This window comes from Actinoplanes subglobosus (assembly GCF_042650585.1).
Classification (GTDB): domain Bacteria; phylum Actinomycetota; class Actinomycetes; order Mycobacteriales; family Micromonosporaceae; genus Actinoplanes; species Actinoplanes subglobosus.
In genome coordinates, this window is record NZ_JBHSBL010000027.1 from 129,447 (window position 1) to 144,530 (window position 15,084).

Consider the following 15,084-nt stretch of genomic DNA (forward strand, 5'->3'; position numbering starts at 1 on the left):
TCTGAGAGAAAGGGTTTGACGAAGTGAATGTCATATCGGGCCGGGAAACGGCCGGGTAGGCCGTGCGTACCGCTCTCGCCGCGACCATCGGCCTCGTCCTCGCCGCCGGTGTCGCCACTGTCCCCGCTTCCGCGGCACCGGTGAAAACGCCGGCCGGGGCGCGGGAGGTCCTTCCCGTCAACGACGGCTGGGCCGCTTCCACCACCGGGACCACCGGTGGCGCCGCGGCCGACGACGCGCACGTGTTCGTCGTGAGCAATCGCGCCGAATTGGCCGCCGCATTGGCCGGGGGCACCGATCCGACGCCTCGGATCGTGCTGATCAAAGGCACCATCAACGCCAATGAGGACGACGCCGGCAATCCGCTGACGTGTGCCGATTACGCGGATCCGGCTTACAGCCTGGACGGTTATCTCGCCGCCTACGACCCCGCGGTGTGGGGCCGTGCCAGCCGGCCGACCGGGCCGCTGGAGGAGGCGCGGGTCCGTTCGCAGCGCAACCAGGCGGCGCGGGTCCAGCTCAAGGTGGGCGCGAACACGACGGTCTACGGGCTGCCGAACGCGCGGCTGGTCGGCGGCAACCTGCTGATCCAGAACGTGGACAACGTGATCGTGCGCAACGTGCGGTTCGAGGACGCGGCCGACTGTTTCCCGGCCTGGGATCCGACCGACGGTTCGCTCGGTAACTGGAATTCCGCCTACGACATGGTGACCCTGACCGGGGCGACGCATGTGTGGGCGGACCACAACACGTTCAGCGACGGGAACAACGTCGACGAGAACCAGCCGCTCCACCTCGGACGGCCCTATCAGGTGCACGACGGCGCGCTCGACATCATCCGGGCCTCCGATTACGTCACCGCTTCCTGGAACGTCTTCCAGGAACACGACAAGACGATGCTGATCGGGTCGAGCAACACCGTCGGCGCGGATGTCGGGAAACTGCGCGTCACCCTGCACCACAACAAATTCGCCAATGTGGGGCAGCGCGTTCCGCGGGTGCGTTTCGGTCAGGTCGACGTGTACAACAACTACTACTACCAGACCGACGAGGACGACTATTCGTACTCGTGGGGTGTGGGGGTCTACTCGGCCATCTACGCCGAGAACAACTTCCTGCTGCGCAGTGCGGACATCGCCCTCGACAACGTCGTCTACGACTGGGGCGGCACGGCGATCACCGAGATCGGCACGCTGACCCGGGTCGGTACCGGGCCGGTGCGGGCGGTCGATCTGGTCGGCGAGTACAACGCTCTGCACGACCCGGATCTGGGCACCGACGCGGGCTGGATCCCGGCCCTGCGGGCCGGCCCGGTCACGCCCACCGCCGCGGTTCCGGCGCTGGTCAACAAGGGTGCCGGCGCGGGCCGGTGCTGAGTCGCTGATTCCCGGCCCGTCACCGGCGGGCCGGGAATCGGTCTCCGCGCGGATTCTCCAACGTCCGGACCGGCGTGTTCAGCCTCGACTACGCTGACGCCTATTCCCGACATTTCCGTATTTGCGGAGTGGTTCTCATGAATAGTGCTGTCCGCCGCCTGGCGGCGGTCCCGGTCGGAATCCTTCTTCTCGCCAGTCTCGCGGAACCGGCCGGCGCGTCCGCTTCCACGGCGATCCTCACCCCGTCCGGTGCCGGTCCGGCCGTGATGGAGCAGATGCGCCACGACGTGGCCGCCGCGACCGGCGCGGCCGACGTGCCGTGCTGGCGCGACCTCACCATCAAGTCGGTGGCCAACGGCCGCTTCGTCTCCGCCGAGATCGGCTGGGACGGCGCCAACTACGGCGCGCTGCGGGCCCGGGCGGCCGCTCCCGGCAAGTGGGAGAAGTTCATCGTCTGCCGGGACGCCGACACCGGCGTCACCAAGATCCGTGCGCAGGCCAACAACGAGTTCGTCTCGGCGGAGCTCGACTACGCGGGCGCCCGGTACGGCATGCTGCGCGCGCAGGCCGAGAAGGTCGGCGGCTGGGAGCGCTTCTACTCCAACAGCGCACCCGGTGGGCAGTTCTCGTTCTACACGAAGGACACCCGGCGATGGGTCGCTGCGGAGACCACCTTCACCGGCAATCTGTACGGCGTCCTGCGTGCCCGGGCCACGAGCGTGAGCGCCGAGGAGACGTTCGCATGGTGAGGTTCCTTTAAAGTGGAAGACCTCGAACCTTAAGTTTTTCTTTATTTCGATCAAGGGTGATCCGCCACTGGGAGCGTTCCCGTATGGACCGGCGAGAAGGTGGTCCAAGAGGAAGGCACGCAGATGAAGCGGTACCAGAGCTACCGGAGCAACGCCGGGGGATCCAACATCCGACGCTGGCGCGTGGCCGGTGTGGCGGGTGTCGCGGTGGCCGTGGTCAGCGTCGGACTGGGTGTGGCCGCCGCGGCCGAGAACGGCGTTCCCACGGTGAACTGCCCGACGGTCGCGGACAAGCTGGGTGCCGTGCCGGCCCAGGCGCAGGCGGAGATCGCCCGTAACCTGCAGCTGCTGAACACCCAGATCCAGGAGGCGAACACCCGGATCGCCAACACGCAGGGTCAGGGTGGCAACAACTTCATCCAGAACGCGATCCTCGGCCCGCTGAAGGACAAGCGGTTCGCGACCATCAACCGGATGGAGACGGCGATCGGCCGGGTCCTGGACAAGCCGAACCTGAACGCCGAGGGCCTGTCGACCTGCTCGCTCAACGCCAACGGCGGCGGCAACGCCTCGCCGGAGCCGGCCAACGTACCCGCCGCCGCCGTGTCGGCCGGTGCCGCCGCGGTCGCCAACGTCGGCACGATCGTCTGCCCGAACGTCGTCATCAACGTGGCGATCCCGTCCCAGGCGCAGGCCGAGATCGACCGGAACCTGGCTCTGCTCCAGACCCAGATCAACGAGGCCAACGCCCGGCTGAAGAGCTCGGTCGGCCAGGGCGGCAAGAACTTCGTCCAGAACGCGATCCTCGGCCCGCTGAAGGACAAGCGCTTCGCCACCATCAACCGGATGGAGACGGCGATCGGCCGCAACGCCGCCAAGCCGAACCTGAACGCCGAGGGTCTGTCGACCTGCTCGCTCAACGCCGCCGGAGGTGGCGCCGCGGCCGAGCCGACCGCTGCCCCGACCACGCAGGCCCCGGCCGGCAACGCGGGCAACAACGGCAACGCCGGCAACGCGGGCAACAACCAGGCCGCGGCCAGCCGGAACACCGGCAACGTCGGCATCAATGACGGCACCGCCCAGGTGGACTGCCCGGACGTCGTGATCAACGTGGCGATCCCGTCCCAGGCGCAGGCCGAGATCGACCGGAACCTGGCTCTGCTCCAGACCCAGATCAACGAGGCCAACGCCCGGATCAAGAGCACGGCCTTCCAGGGTGGCGTGAACTTCATCAACAACGCCATCCTCGGCCCGCTGGCGGACAAGCGCTTCGCGACCATCAACCGGATGGAGACGGCGATCGGCCGCAACGCCGCCAAGCCGAACCTGAACGCCGAGGGCCTGTCGGCCTGCAACCTGAACAAGTGACCTGTCACGCCTGATCGACGAACGCCCGGCCNNGTTCTCGTTCACCAGCGGTGAGGTCCCGCGGTTTCGCCGGTATCGGTGCGCGAGAATATCGATCATGGCGAAGACCGACGTTCTGGCCCGTGTTGACAGCGATCTCGAACGCGGTCACACCTACCTCGCGATCCAGCGGCTGAGCAGCCTGGCCGCCGCCGATCCGGGCGATCTCGACATCCGTGCCCGGCTCGCCGCCGTCCACCGGGCCACCGGCAACCTCGCCGAAGCCGGCCGGTGGGGCTTTCTCACCGAGGACGCCACCGACGCCGAGATCGCCGCGTTCGAGAGGAGCCGGCGCGCCGCCTGGGAACAGGTCAACACCCTGCGCGGCGTCCACCCGTCCGGTCTCGGCCCGCGCGCGTCGGCACGCTACCTCGCCCTCACCGAGCGGGCCGGTGCCGAACACGGCATCCCGGTACCGATGACCGCCGTCGAACCGGACACCTGGCTCGACCGCCTCTTCTTCGGGCTGGTCCTCACACTGATCGGGGCCATTCCGGTGCTGGCGGTGATCGGCCTGGTCACCGTGGTCAGGTGGCTCCTCTGACCGAACCGCCTACGCGCTCTCCTCCTGGAACAGCTTGTCGCTCTCCTCCTGGAAGAGCTTGTCCAGGGTGGGGCGGGCCGCCTCCCGGGCCTCCCACGCCTCCAGCACGTCGACCTCGGCGTTACGGGCCTCCTCGATCAGCACCTCGGCGGCCACCGACGCCACGTGCACCTGCTCGCGGGACTGCACGGTCTCCGCCACCGCCGCCTCGTAGGCGCGTCTCGCGTCACGGACCCGGCCGTCGTCGAGCTGCTCGGCCGGCGGCCCGGCGTGGTGCCAGATGCCGTTGAGCTGCTCCACCGACAACTCCCCGCGCCGGTACGCCGCCAGGGCCGCCCGCTGCACCAGCAGATGCGCCTCGTCCGCCGTCGCCACCCGGGCCTCCCATCGGGCCTCCAGGAAACGGTCCTCCGCCTGGTCCCGCACCCCGGCCGACCGCTCCGCCTCCAGGCGCGCCTCCTCGGCGGCCTCGGCGGCCCGCTCGGCGGCGGCCCGCACCGCCCCCGCGTCGGCCAGCAGCTGCTCCACCTCACCCGGACCCGACGCCCGCCGTGGCCGCTGCCAGATGGCCACCGCCGCGACACTCGTCAGAACCGCGACGACGGCCGCGACCGCGATGGCGGCCCACGTCCAGACCATCGCTCCTTACCCCTCCCCGCGCACGATCCCCATCGATCCGACCGTAGGGCGACATCTCGATCTTCGCCACTCGGGTCCGTCCGGCGGGACGCCGGCCACATCGCAGTCGGATAGCACTATCGGATAGCCTCCTCTCCCGCGCGTGGCGGTTCGAGTCCTTAACGCGGACGTGGTAGAAAGCCCGCCGACAGCGATCGACACAGGGGAGGACCGGCAGTGCCAGGGAGCACACACACGATCACCGACGGCGAGGGCGGTGCCGTCCGAGCCGGCGGAAGCGTCGTCGTCTACCTGCCCGTCGGCGTGCGTTCCCGGCTGCGCGAGCGGGCCGCCGCCACCGGCCGCTCCCACACCCAGCTGGTGTTCGACGCGCTCAACGCCACCCACACCCGGCTCGCCGAGGTCGTCGGCGAGGACGGCGAGCCCGGCGGCGGGACCGACGGCATCTTCCTCACCCAGCGGTCCGGGCGACGGCGGCACCGCGAGGACCGGGTCCAGGTGTCGATCCGGCCCCATCCGGCCAACCTCGCCGTCATCGACGAGCTGGCGGCACGGCACACTACCGGCAATCGTTCGGCGCTGATCGCCGCCGCACTCGACGAGTTCCTCCCGGCTTCCCCTTCGGCAGCTTTGAAAGGCGTCACCTCGTGAAGCAGTTCAACGACCTGATCGCCGACTTCTGGCAGGACTATGCGGCGCTCGTGCTGCTGGCCGGCGGCCTGCTCGGCGTGGTGCTGCTGATCAGCTTCGCGATCTGGGCCAAGCGGTCGAAGAAGCCGCTGCGGCCGATCGCGCTGGCCTTCAGCATGAACCTGGCGCTGCTGCTCAACGCCGAAGGCATGTGGGTCATCGCGATCGACCAGCTGCGACTGCCGCCGATCTTCGCGGTGCTGGTGTTCGCGGTGTTCGAGATCTGCTTCCTCACCGCCACATCACTCGCCGCCGAGCAGTATCGGCGCACCTCGACCTATGCGCCGGACGGGACGATCGTCACGCCCGGTCATCCGGGGCCGATGCTGTGGATCGCGGCGCTCATCGCGGGACTGTCCGGTGTCATCGTGGCCAGCAACGCGGTCACCTTCACCGAGAAACTGCTGCGGCTGGCCGTACCGTGCATGATCTTCCTGATGTGGTGGGCGGCGCTGACCGCCGCCGGTCAGCGGGTGCGGCGCGGGCGCTTCGCCTACAGCCCGCGCCGGCTCGCCGAGCGCTGGGGATGGCTCATTCCCGACGACGACCCCGATCTGGTACGGATGGGGGCCGAGCGTCAGGTGCGGCGGATGGTCGTCAACTACCACCGGGTCAGTGCCGGGCGATTCCCCAAGCCGTGGTGGCGTAACCGGCTGCTCAAGGACGCGCGGACGGCGGGGGAGCCGGTCGTCGACGAGGTCATCGAGCAGCTGGCCCGGATCCAGCGGGTGATGGATCTGCTCGTGCCCGGTGCCGTGCGGATCAATGTGCCCGTCAAGAGTGCGGCGCCCGCGGCGGCTGTCCTCGCCGGACTCGACTCGTCTCCGCCGCTGCCCTCTCCTGTCGAGCCTGTTCCGGCGTCGGTGCCTGCCGCGCCCGCGGCTGTCTCGCCGCCGGCTGAGTCGGCGCAGACGGCCTCGTTGCCGGCTGTCTCGTCTCCCGTCGTTTCGCCTCCGGCCGTCCCGTCCGTTTCGTCTCCCGTCGTTTCGCCTCCGGCCGTCCCGTCCGTTTCGTCTCCCGTCGTTTCGCCTCCGGCCGTCCCGTCCGTTTCGTCTCCCGCTGGGCAGGCTGTTCAGTTCGTGGAGCCGGTCCAGTTCGTTCGCCCGGCCGCCGAGGTTTCTTCGGCCCCGGCCCCGGCCCCGGCCCCGGCCCCGGCCCCCGCTCGGGCTCCGGCTCCGGCTCCGGGCCTGGCCTCCGGCTCTGTGCCCGTCCCGGCTTCGGATGAGCCGACGATGGCCGTCGAGCGGCGATCCACGGTCAACGGCCAGTCCGTGGAACCGGTCGAGCCGCCCGTCTCCGGGCGGGCCACCATCGTGGAGCGTGCCGTCGCCGCCGGGAACGGCGTGCTGCCGGTTCCCGTGCAGCGGGCGGCTGTGCCGTCCGCGCCCGTGTCGCCGGCTCCGGCCGCCACCCCGGCCTGGGCGTCCACCCCGACCGGGGCACGGCCGGCCGTCAGCATCGCCGGTTCGCCCTGGTGGCGGCTCGCCGTCGACCGTCTCAGCAAGATGGTCGCCGAGGAGATCACCGCCGAGGACCTGCCCGAGATGAACTACATGCGGCGCACCGAACTCGCCCGCAAGCTCGCCCCGCGCGTGCAGGAACTCGGCGAAGGCGTGGTCCGCACGTTCATCAACGAGTACATCAGTGAGCTGGACGGCGAGCACGTCGAATCCGCCTACCCCTGGCGGGACTTCCTGCCCTCCCCGGCCCTCGCCCAGCCCGGCTCCGAGGCGTGGCACAACGCCCTCCTCGACCTGCGCGCCGCCCTCGAGGAGGAACTCGGCGACGGCCAGCCCCTCGACCCGGAGGAACTCGCCGACCTGCTCGCACCCAGCGCGCCCCGCCTCGACGACGGCACGATCCGCCGATTTGTCGGCGACTACGTGCTCGCCCTCAGCGGCATGATCGCCCCCGGCAGCGCCCAGCCCTGGGCCGAACTCCTGCCCCGCCCGCAGAGCGTCCGTCCCGCCAGCGACGAGGACCTCCTGGAGATGCACGGTGCCGAACTCTTCGAGCATCTGCGCAGCACCGGGCGGTTGAGTCGCTACAAGGTGCAGGCCGTGACCGGGATCAAGAGCCGGGTCCAGGCCGATCGCATCAAGTCGATCATCGAGGAGCGTGCGGCGGAGACCGCTACCGCCTGACCTGTCCGTGGCCGGCTCCCAGCGCTGCCTCCGGGGCGGTGCTGGGGCCGGCTTCGTCAGTTCCTGAGCCCGTCCGGGGTCGTCGGGACCGACACTCGAACCGGTCCCGGTCACCGAGCCGCCTACCGAAACTGTCCCTGGTGTGGCCGGTGCGTGTGGCCCTCGCCGAGCCGGGCGGTTCTTGGTGGGCGGCGGACGCACCCGGTGGTGTGTTGGGTGTTGTGGCGGCCCTTGATGGGGCGGTGGATGCGCCCGTTGGTGGGTTGGGTGTTCGGGTAGGCCTTGGTGGGCGGTGTGGCGGCCCTTGATGGGGCGGCGGATGCGCCCGTTGGTGAGTGGGGTGTTCTGGTAGGCCTTGGTGGGCGGTAGATGCGCCCGTTGGTGGGTTGGGTTCGGCAGTCGCCTTCATGAGGGCGGTGAGGTGCTCGGTTTCGTTACCGGGTGCGGGTGGTGATCCAGACCGAGCGGGTGCTGTGAACCCTCAGGTCGGTCCGGGTTCTGAGGGCCTGCGGGCCTTCCATGGTGAGCAAGGCGTCCAGGGTTGCCGCGTCCTCGGGGGAGAGCTGGTCGGCCAGGGCGGATCGGATGCGGCTCAGGGTGGCGTGGGCGTAGCGGATCGCGGTCTCCGGCAGTGGTGACGGGATGTCGACGGTCAGGTCACGGGACTCGAGGATCGTGAAACCGGCGGCGGTCAGGCGGGACGGCCAGTCGGAGCCGATGTGCGGGAGATGCGCGGTTCGGGCCTCGTCCAGCAGGGAGTGGCAGCGGGCCTCCATGCCGGGCGTGCCGAAGCCCAGGTCGTCGGGGAGGAAGCGGGGCATCCGTTCCATCTCGATCACGGTCAACAGGCCGCCGGGTCGCAAGGTGGTGTGGATGTCACGGAGCACCCGGTCGGGGTCGGCCATGTGGTGCATCGAGGATGATGCCCAGATCAGGTCCGCCCTGGGAGTCGTCGGCCAGCCCTCGTCGAGGTCGGCGCGGAGCGGGTGGATCCGGTCGGCCAGGTTGTGGCGGGCGGCGCTTGCCCGCAGGTGACTCAGCATCTCGTCGGAGGTGTCGATCGCGGTGACGGTCGCCTCGGGGAAGCGGCGGAGCAGGGCGAACGTGCCGGTCCCGGTGCCCGCGCCGATGTCGAGGATGTCGCGGATCGGGTGATCTCCGGCCAGGTGGGCGGCCCGCGTGGTCAGCTCGGCCAGCTGGGTGGCGGCCACCTCGGCGTCCAGATCGAGCATCTCTTGCAGCCCGTCACTGCTCCCGTGACGGTGCCCACCATGCCCGTGCTGATCACCGTGTCCGTGTCCATGTCCATGTCCATGTCCATGTCCATGTCCATGTCCATGTCCATGTCCATGTCCATGTCCATGTCCATGGTCGTGATCGCCGCCGTGACCGTTTCCGCGTTGGTGCTCACCGCCCTGTCCGTGTGTGGGGCTGTGGCCCTCATCGCTGAGCGGGGCTGAGGTGCTGTGTTTGCTGCTGTGCTGGTGAGCGTGTGCCATGTGAACGACTGTAGGTTGAGATTGCGGCTGGCGCATACAATCTTGCGTATGACGCAAGACGCTGAGATTGATGCGATCGTTCGGGCTCGTATCCGGGGGCTTCGGATCGCCAAAGGGTGGTCGCTCGATGAGTTGGCGGGGCGGTGCTTTCTGAGTTCGTCGACGCTGAGCCGGATCGAGACGGGGCATCGACGGATCGGGCTCGACCAGCTCACGGCCATCGCGCGGGCGCTCGGGGCCAGTCTTGATCAGCTGGTCGAGACTGCGGGGGATGCCGTGGTCATCAAGCCTCATCACCATCCCGAGCGGGGGATGACTACGTGGGTGCTCAGCGGGGACGACGGGCGCAACGGGCTCACCGTGGCTCGCATCAGGGTCAGTCGGCCGGCGTCGCGGCGGCCCGAGGATCAGCGAGTCCATCCGGGGCGGGACTGGTTCACGGTGCTGTCGGGGACCGTGGAGCTGCTGCTCGGGGAGCGGGAAGTGCTGGTTCAGGAAGGGGAGGCGGCGTCGTTCTCGACGATGACACCGCATGCGTTCGGGGCGCGGGGCGGGCCGGCCGAGGTGATCGCCGTGTTCGATCCGGACGGTGAGCGTAACCACGTCGACGCCTGACGATCGTTTCGGACGGTGAGTGCAACTATGTGGACGCCTGACGATCGTTTCGGACGGTGAGTGCAACTATGTGGACGCGTGGCGATCGTTTCGGACGGTGAGCGCAATTATTTCGACGCGTGGCGATCGTTTCGGACGGTGAGCGCAACTATGTCGACGCGTGGCGATTGTTCCGGACGGTGAGCGCAACTATGTCGACGCCTGACGATCGTTTCTGTCCGGCAGTCGCTGAAGGGTCGGTCCGGCCCGACCTGCTTCACGCGAGGATTCCTCTTTCGTGGACCGGTGCATGGGTGGCCGTATCAAATGAAAAACCGGAAATGAGCGACATTTCGGAAATGCCTTAGAAGGCGTTGGGGATTTCGACGGTGAGCCCGCCGGAACCGTGCAAGGAAGGCGTCGGGGTCTGGGTTCGTGCCGGGCCGCCGGAAGGGCGCGGAAAAGGTGTCAGCGTGAGGCCGCCGGAAGGGCGCGGGAAGGGTGTCGGCGTGAGGCCGCCGGAAGGGTGTCAGCGTGAGGGCGCGGGAAGGGTGTCGGCGTGAGGCCGCCGGAAGGGCGCGGGAAAGGTGTCGGCGTGAGGCCGCAGGGCGTCAGGGTGAGGCCGGTGAGCTCGCGAGAGGGCGCCGGGGCCGGTGATGAAAGGCGCGGGGAACGGCGGGTCAGCGGGGTGGGGGGACGCAGGAGGAGCGCCAGGCGAGGGTGGCGTCGGCCGGCTCGGCGTGCGGGATGTGGTCGTCGTCGAGGGCCAGGGCCATCGCTCGCTCGCCCATCTCGACCAGCGGCAGGCGGACCGTCGTCAAGGCGGGGGTGACGTCGCGGGCGATCGGCATGTCGTCGAAACCGGTCACCGAGACGTCCTCGGGGACGCGGATGCCTCGCTCGCGGAGGGTGGCCATCGCGCCGACCGCCATCGAGTCGTTCAAGGTGATCAGGGCGGTCAGGCCGGGCTGTGCGTCCATCAGGGTGCCGGCCGCGGCGGCGCCGCCGTCGCGGGTGAAGTCGGAGTAGATGAGCCTCGACGACGGCAGCTCGACTCCGGTGTCGGCGAAGGCCCGGCGGAAACCGGTCAGGCGGTCGGTCGTCGTCGTCAGGTAGCGCGGGCCGGCGATCACGCCGATCTCGCGGTGACCCAGCTCCAGGATGCGCAGGCCCAGCTCGTGCGCGCCGGCCTCGTTGCCGGGCAGGACCGCGGTGCCGACCAGGCGGTGCCGGCCGATCACGGCGACCCGGCCGCCGGCCTGCTGATACGCCTCCAGCTCGCCGTTGAGCCGCTCGGTGAACTCGTCGTCGTGGTAGCCGGAACCGGCCAGGATCAGCGCGTGCACCTGCTGGGCGCGGAGCAGGCCGACATAGGCCAGCTCACGCTCCGGCTCCCGGTAGCTGTTGCAGATCACCAGGAGCCGGTCGTGTGCCCCGGCCTGACGCTGCAGGCCGCGGGTGATCTCGGCGAAGTACGGGTCGGAGACGTCGTGGACGATCACACCGACCGCCGACTTGCGGGGACGCGCCACGTTCTGCGCGTGCGCGTTGGGCACGTAGTGCAGCTGCCGCACCGCCGCGAGGACCCGCTCCCGCAGGTCCTCGTTGACCTTTTTCGCACTGTCGTTGATGACGCGGGAGACGGTCGCCGGGGACACCCCGGCGAGCCGGGCAACATCCGCCAGGGTGACCGCCATCCGCACAGGTTAACGGGCCAGGAGCGTCAATGTGTCGACGACCCGGTTCGCGAAGCCCCATTCGTTGTCGTACCAGGCCACGAGCTTGACCAGTCGGCCGTTCGCGGCGGTCAGGAGGGAGTCGAGGACCGACGACGCCGGGTTGCCGGTGATGTCCGACGACACCAGCGGGTCGGACGAGAACTCCAGCACGCCGCGCAGCGGTCCGGACGCTGCCGCCTCGAACGCCGCGTTGATCTCCTGGACCGTCACCTCACGGCTGACCAGGGCGTTCAGTTCGACCAGTGAACCGACCGGAACCGGCACCCGCACCGAGTATCCGGACAGCTTCCCGTCGAGCCGGGGGAGGACGGCGCCGATGGCGGTCGCCGCGCCGGTCGTCGTCGGGGCGATGTTGACGCCGGCGGCCCGGGCCCGCCGCAGGTCACGGTGCGGGCCGTCCTGCAGGTTCTGCTCCTGCGTGTAGGCGTGCACCGTGGTCATCGAACCGGCCTCGATGCCGGCCAGGTCGTCGAGCACCGACGCGACCGGGGCCAGGGCGTTCGTGGTGCAGGAGGCGTTCGAGACGACGCGGTGGCGGGCCGGGTCGTACGCGTCGTGGTTCAGGCCGTAGGCGATGGTCACGTCGGCGCCCTTGGCCGGGGCGGTGACCAGGACTTTCCGGGTGACATGGACGCCGGCGCCGGCGGTGAACCGGCCCGTCGACTCGATCGCGACGTCGATGTCCTGCCACGGAAGCCGGGACGGGTCGGACTCGGCGGTCACGGCGATCTTGTGACCGTTGACGATCAGATGATCATCTGCGGCTTCGATCGTTCCGGGGAAGCGGCCCAGGGTGCTGTCGTAGCGGAGCAGGTGGGCGAGAGTGCGGGCGCCGGTCAGGTCGTTGATCGCGACGATCTCGATGCCGTCGTCTCGTCCGGCGGCGACTCGGAGGACATTTCGTCCAATGCGGCCGAAGCCGTTGATGGCAGCTCTCATGCTGACAATTCTCCGGCCGGCGGCGAAGGAACGGCCGCTGGAGAACCGCCGGATCCCGCAAGCTTTCCGCCAAACGCCCTCCGATAACCGGTCGGCGTCATGTCCAGGATCCGCTGGAAGTGCAGCCGCAGATTCGCGCCGGTGCCCAGCCCCGTCTCCGCGGCGATCTGCTCCACGCTCAGCGCGCTCGCCTCCAGGAGTGAACGCGCCATATCGATCCGGGCCCGCAGGATCCAGTGCATCGGCGTGTACCCGGTGTCCTCCACGAACCGCCGGCCGAACGTGCGCGTCGACACCCCCGCGTGCCGGGCCAGGTCGGCCACCCCGATCGGCTCACCCAGCCGGTGCAGCGCCCACTCCCGGGTCGCCGAGAACAGTTCACCCAGCTGTTCCGGCACGGTACGGGGCACGAACTGCGACTGGCCGCCACTGCGGTACGGGGCGGCCACGATCCGCCGGGCCACCGTGTTCGACGCCTGCACGCCGTGGTCACGCCGGATGATGTGCAGGCACAGGTCGATCCCGGCCGCCACCCCCGCCGACGTCAGCACCCGCCCCTCGTCGACGAAGAGCACCCCCGGGTCGACGTCGATCTTCGGATACTCCCGGGCCAGCACCGGTGCCATCGACCAGTGCGTGGTCGCCCGCCGGCCGTCCAGGATCCCCGCCGCGGCCAGCGCGAACGCACCCGTGCAGATCGACACCGTCCGCGCGCCACGGAACGCCGCCTCCCGCAGCCCGTCGAGAATCCGCTGGTCCAGCCGCCGCGTCGGATTGCTGAACCCGGGCACGATCACAGTGTCCGCGTCGTCGAGCGCCTCCGGCCCGTGCCCCACCACGAACCCCAGTCCGTCCCGGCCCTCGACCGGACCCGCCGCGAGCGAACAATGCCGCGTCTCATAGGGCAGACCGTGCCGCGGGGCGAAGATCTGCGCGCTGATGCCGACGTCCAGCGGTGCGGCACCCGGTAGCACCAGAACCGTGATGCGGTGAACTGTCACCCCGGTAACTCTGCCGCAGCGCCGCCACCACCCTGGAAAGCCGCAGGCCGCACGTGTACCGTGGGTCGGTCGCGGAAAGGACGGTTCAGCGATGAATCAAGATCGGAGCCGCTCCACCGGGCGGCCGACTCTGGAAGAGGTCGCGGCCAGGGCCGGCGTCGGCCGTGGCACCGTGTCCCGAGTGGTGAACGGGTCGGCACAGGTCAGTCCCAAAGCGCGGGAAGCCGTCCAGGAGGCGATCGACGCGCTCGGCTACGTCCCGAACAGGGCGGCCCGCGCGCTCGTCACCCAGCGAACCGATTCGATAGCCCTGGTGATCTTCGAGTCCGGGGAGCGGTTCTTCGCCGAGCCCTTCTTCGGCCGCATCGTGCAGTCCATCTCATCGGTGCTGGTCGCCCGCAACCTGCAGATGGTCCTGATGATCGCGCAGGCCCCCGAGGAGCGCCGCCAGCTGGAGGGATACCTCACCCGCCAGCACGTCGACGGCGCACTGCTGCTCTCCCTGCACGGCGACGACCCGCTCCCGGCCATCCTCGAGGAGCGCGGCGTCCCCACGGTGCGGGCCGGGCGCCCCTACCACCCGGAGCCGGTCAGCTTCGTCGACGCCGACAACCGCGCCGGGGCCCGCGCCGCCGTCGCCTACCTCCGCGACCAGGGCCGCCGCTGCATCGCCACGATCACCGGCCCGCTCGACATGGCCGTCGGTATCGCCCGCTACGACGGTTACCGCGACGTCGTCGGTGAGGGCCCGGCCGCCCGCGGCGACTTCGGCGAACTCTCCGGCGCCGCCGCCATGGAGTGGCTCCTCCAGCAGTACCCGCAGATCGACGCCGTCTTCGCCGCCTCCGACATGATGGCCGCCGGTGCCCTCCGCGTCCTGCGCCGTGCCGGCCGCCGCGTCCCGCAGGACGTCGCCGTCGTCGGCTTCGACGACTCCGTCATCGCCCGCCACACCGACCCGCCGCTGACCAGCGTCTACCAGCCGGTCGAGCAGATGGGCCAGGAGATGGTCCGGCTCCTCCTCGCCAAGATCGACGGCGACGAGCCAGCCGACTTCGAAACGGTGCTGCCCACCCGCCTGATCCTGCGTGGTTCCGCTTAATCCTTTATTTGTACGCCGCACGCCACTCCCGTGGCTGTCCCCGCGACGCGGGCGGCTGGTCCAGCCGCCCAGCGCGCCGCACGGGCGTAGCCGTTGCCCACCGTCAAACCCCGATCGCACCGCCAAACCACGCTCCCCGGCCGTCCGTCCTTGATCGTGTTGCTGTTGCAGGCTGCGCGGCGGTCCGTCGTTGATCGTGTTGCTGTTGCAGGCTGCGCGGCGGTCCGTCGTTGATCGTGTTGCTGTTGCAGGCTGCCCGGCTGTCTGTCCTTGATCGTGTCGCTGTAGCAGGCTGCCCGGCGGTCCGTCCCTGATCGGGCTCGCCTTGATGCGCGCCCGTTTCGCGCGGGCGTCCCGTGCACCCACAAGCCAATCGGTTGCTCTCACCGCCTTCGGGGCGGCGGCAGGTGAACCCGGACCTGATATGGGGTGCTTGCGCTGCCCTTCCGCACTGTCGTGTTTTCGTGCGGGCGCCCGGCGCGTCCTCAGGCGGATCGGTTGCTCTTACCGCCTTCGGGGTGGCGGTAGGTGGACCCGGGTCTGGTATGGGGTGCTTGGGTCGCCCTTCGGGACTGTCGCGTGGGCGCCCGGCGCGCCCACAAGTGGATTGGTTGCTCTTACCGCCTTCGGGGCGGCGGTAGGTGGGCCCGGACCTGGTATG

General features: G+C 69.7%; 14 protein-coding genes. 8 read left to right on the forward strand and 6 right to left on the reverse strand.

Going from position 1 to position 15,084, the window contains the following annotated elements:
* Window positions 1–62 precede the first annotated feature (62 nt).
* The 4 genes from ACFO0C_RS40345 (at window position 63) to ACFO0C_RS40360 (ending at window position 4,076) form a co-directional block, all read left to right on the forward strand.
* On the forward strand, window positions 63–1,376 hold the full coding sequence (locus ACFO0C_RS40345) for a pectate lyase family protein (protein WP_378072093.1): 1,314 nt from the start codon (window positions 63–65) through the stop codon (window positions 1,374–1,376).
* Window positions 1,377–1,513: 137 nt separating this feature from the next.
* Entirely contained in the window at window positions 1,514–2,125 is a 612-nt protein-coding gene (locus tag ACFO0C_RS40350) for a fascin domain-containing protein (protein WP_378072094.1), read from the forward strand.
* 123 nt (window positions 2,126–2,248) lie between these two features.
* Window positions 2,249–3,493 carry a hypothetical protein gene (locus ACFO0C_RS40355; protein WP_378072095.1) on the forward strand — a complete coding sequence of 415 codons (1,245 nt, stop codon included), beginning with the start codon at window positions 2,249–2,251 and terminating at the stop codon, window positions 3,491–3,493.
* 97 nt (window positions 3,494–3,590) lie between these two features.
* Window positions 3,591–4,076: a DUF6584 family protein gene (locus ACFO0C_RS40360; RefSeq protein WP_378072096.1), complete on the forward strand. Its 486-nt coding sequence runs from the start codon at window positions 3,591–3,593 to the stop codon at window positions 4,074–4,076.
* Between the two features lie 9 nt (window positions 4,077–4,085).
* Here ACFO0C_RS40360 and ACFO0C_RS40365 read toward each other — a convergent pair whose 3' ends face one another.
* Window positions 4,086–4,715, reverse strand: coding sequence for a hypothetical protein (locus ACFO0C_RS40365; RefSeq protein ID WP_378072097.1), 630 nt, complete (start codon window positions 4,713–4,715; stop codon window positions 4,086–4,088).
* Window positions 4,716–4,931: 216 nt separating this feature from the next.
* Between ACFO0C_RS40365 and ACFO0C_RS40370 the strand changes: the two genes are divergently transcribed.
* Together ACFO0C_RS40370 and ACFO0C_RS40375 are read left to right on the forward strand one after the other, a co-directional pair.
* On the forward strand, window positions 4,932–5,366 hold the full coding sequence (locus ACFO0C_RS40370; RefSeq protein ID WP_378072098.1) for a hypothetical protein: 435 nt from the start codon (window positions 4,932–4,934) through the stop codon (window positions 5,364–5,366).
* On the forward strand, window positions 5,363–7,549 hold the full coding sequence (locus ACFO0C_RS40375; protein WP_378072099.1) for an MFS transporter: 2,187 nt from the start codon (window positions 5,363–5,365) through the stop codon (window positions 7,547–7,549). Before ACFO0C_RS40370 ends, ACFO0C_RS40375 begins: the two co-directional genes overlap by 4 nt.
* Before the next feature lie 434 nt (window positions 7,550–7,983).
* Here ACFO0C_RS40375 and ACFO0C_RS40380 read toward each other — a convergent pair whose 3' ends face one another.
* Both ACFO0C_RS40380 and ACFO0C_RS40385 read right to left on the reverse strand, forming a co-directional pair.
* Window positions 7,984–8,781 (reverse strand): class I SAM-dependent methyltransferase, encoded by a 798-nt coding sequence (locus tag ACFO0C_RS40380; RefSeq protein ID WP_378072100.1) that lies wholly within the window; start codon window positions 8,779–8,781, stop codon window positions 7,984–7,986.
* Window positions 8,733–8,960: a hypothetical protein gene (locus ACFO0C_RS40385; protein ID WP_378072101.1), complete on the reverse strand. Its 228-nt coding sequence runs from the start codon at window positions 8,958–8,960 to the stop codon at window positions 8,733–8,735. The genes ACFO0C_RS40380 and ACFO0C_RS40385 overlap by 49 nt, the downstream gene beginning before the upstream one ends.
* A 136-nt stretch (window positions 8,961–9,096) precedes the next feature.
* Here ACFO0C_RS40385 and ACFO0C_RS40390 point away from each other — a divergent pair, with 136 nt between their 5' ends.
* Entirely contained in the window at window positions 9,097–9,663 is a 567-nt protein-coding gene (locus ACFO0C_RS40390) for a helix-turn-helix domain-containing protein (protein WP_378072102.1), read from the forward strand.
* Window positions 9,664–10,322: 659 nt separating this feature from the next.
* Here the strand turns inward: ACFO0C_RS40390 and ACFO0C_RS40395 are convergent.
* Genes ACFO0C_RS40395 through ACFO0C_RS40405 form a run of 3 tightly spaced genes read right to left on the reverse strand, consistent with a single transcriptional unit; the run spans window position 10,323 to window position 13,321 of the window.
* On the reverse strand, window positions 10,323–11,339 hold the full coding sequence (locus ACFO0C_RS40395; RefSeq protein WP_378072103.1) for a LacI family DNA-binding transcriptional regulator: 1,017 nt from the start codon (window positions 11,337–11,339) through the stop codon (window positions 10,323–10,325).
* Between the two features lie 9 nt (window positions 11,340–11,348).
* Entirely contained in the window at window positions 11,349–12,320 is a 972-nt protein-coding gene (gene gap, locus ACFO0C_RS40400) for a type I glyceraldehyde-3-phosphate dehydrogenase (protein ID WP_378072104.1), read from the reverse strand.
* Window positions 12,317–13,321 (reverse strand): GlxA family transcriptional regulator, encoded by a 1,005-nt coding sequence (locus ACFO0C_RS40405; protein ID WP_378072105.1) that lies wholly within the window; start codon window positions 13,319–13,321, stop codon window positions 12,317–12,319. The genes gap and ACFO0C_RS40405 overlap by 4 nt, the downstream gene beginning before the upstream one ends.
* A gap of 91 nt (window positions 13,322–13,412) precedes the next feature.
* On the opposite strand from ACFO0C_RS40405, the gene ACFO0C_RS40410 reads away from it, so the two are divergent.
* Window positions 13,413–14,423 carry a LacI family DNA-binding transcriptional regulator gene (locus ACFO0C_RS40410; protein ID WP_378072106.1) on the forward strand — a complete coding sequence of 337 codons (1,011 nt, stop codon included), beginning with the start codon at window positions 13,413–13,415 and terminating at the stop codon, window positions 14,421–14,423.
* Window positions 14,424–15,084: the final 661 nt, after the last annotated feature.

Bases quoted from the DNA above. Each gene is read 5' to 3' on its own strand.
- ACFO0C_RS40410 (WP_378072106.1), top strand. From the start codon at position 13,413: ATGAATCAAGATCGGAGCCGCTCCACCGGGCGGCCGACTCTGGAAGAG.
- ACFO0C_RS40355 (WP_378072095.1), top strand. From the start codon at position 2,249: ATGAAGCGGTACCAGAGCTACCGGAGCAACGCCGGGGGATCCAACATC.
- ACFO0C_RS40350 (WP_378072094.1), top strand. From the start codon at position 1,514: ATGAATAGTGCTGTCCGCCGCCTGGCGGCGGTCCCGGTCGGAATCCTT.
- ACFO0C_RS40360 (WP_378072096.1), top strand. From the start codon at position 3,591: ATGGCGAAGACCGACGTTCTGGCCCGTGTTGACAGCGATCTCGAACGC.
- ACFO0C_RS40380 (WP_378072100.1), bottom strand. From the start codon at position 8,781: ATGCTCGATCTGGACGCCGAGGTGGCCGCCACCCAGCTGGCCGAGCTG.
- ACFO0C_RS40390 (WP_378072102.1), top strand. From the start codon at position 9,097: ATGACGCAAGACGCTGAGATTGATGCGATCGTTCGGGCTCGTATCCGG.
- gap (WP_378072104.1), bottom strand. From the start codon at position 12,320: ATGAGAGCTGCCATCAACGGCTTCGGCCGCATTGGACGAAATGTCCTC.
- ACFO0C_RS40395 (WP_378072103.1), bottom strand. From the start codon at position 11,339: ATGGCGGTCACCCTGGCGGATGTTGCCCGGCTCGCCGGGGTGTCCCCG.
- ACFO0C_RS40365 (WP_378072097.1), bottom strand. From the start codon at position 4,715: ATGGTCTGGACGTGGGCCGCCATCGCGGTCGCGGCCGTCGTCGCGGTT.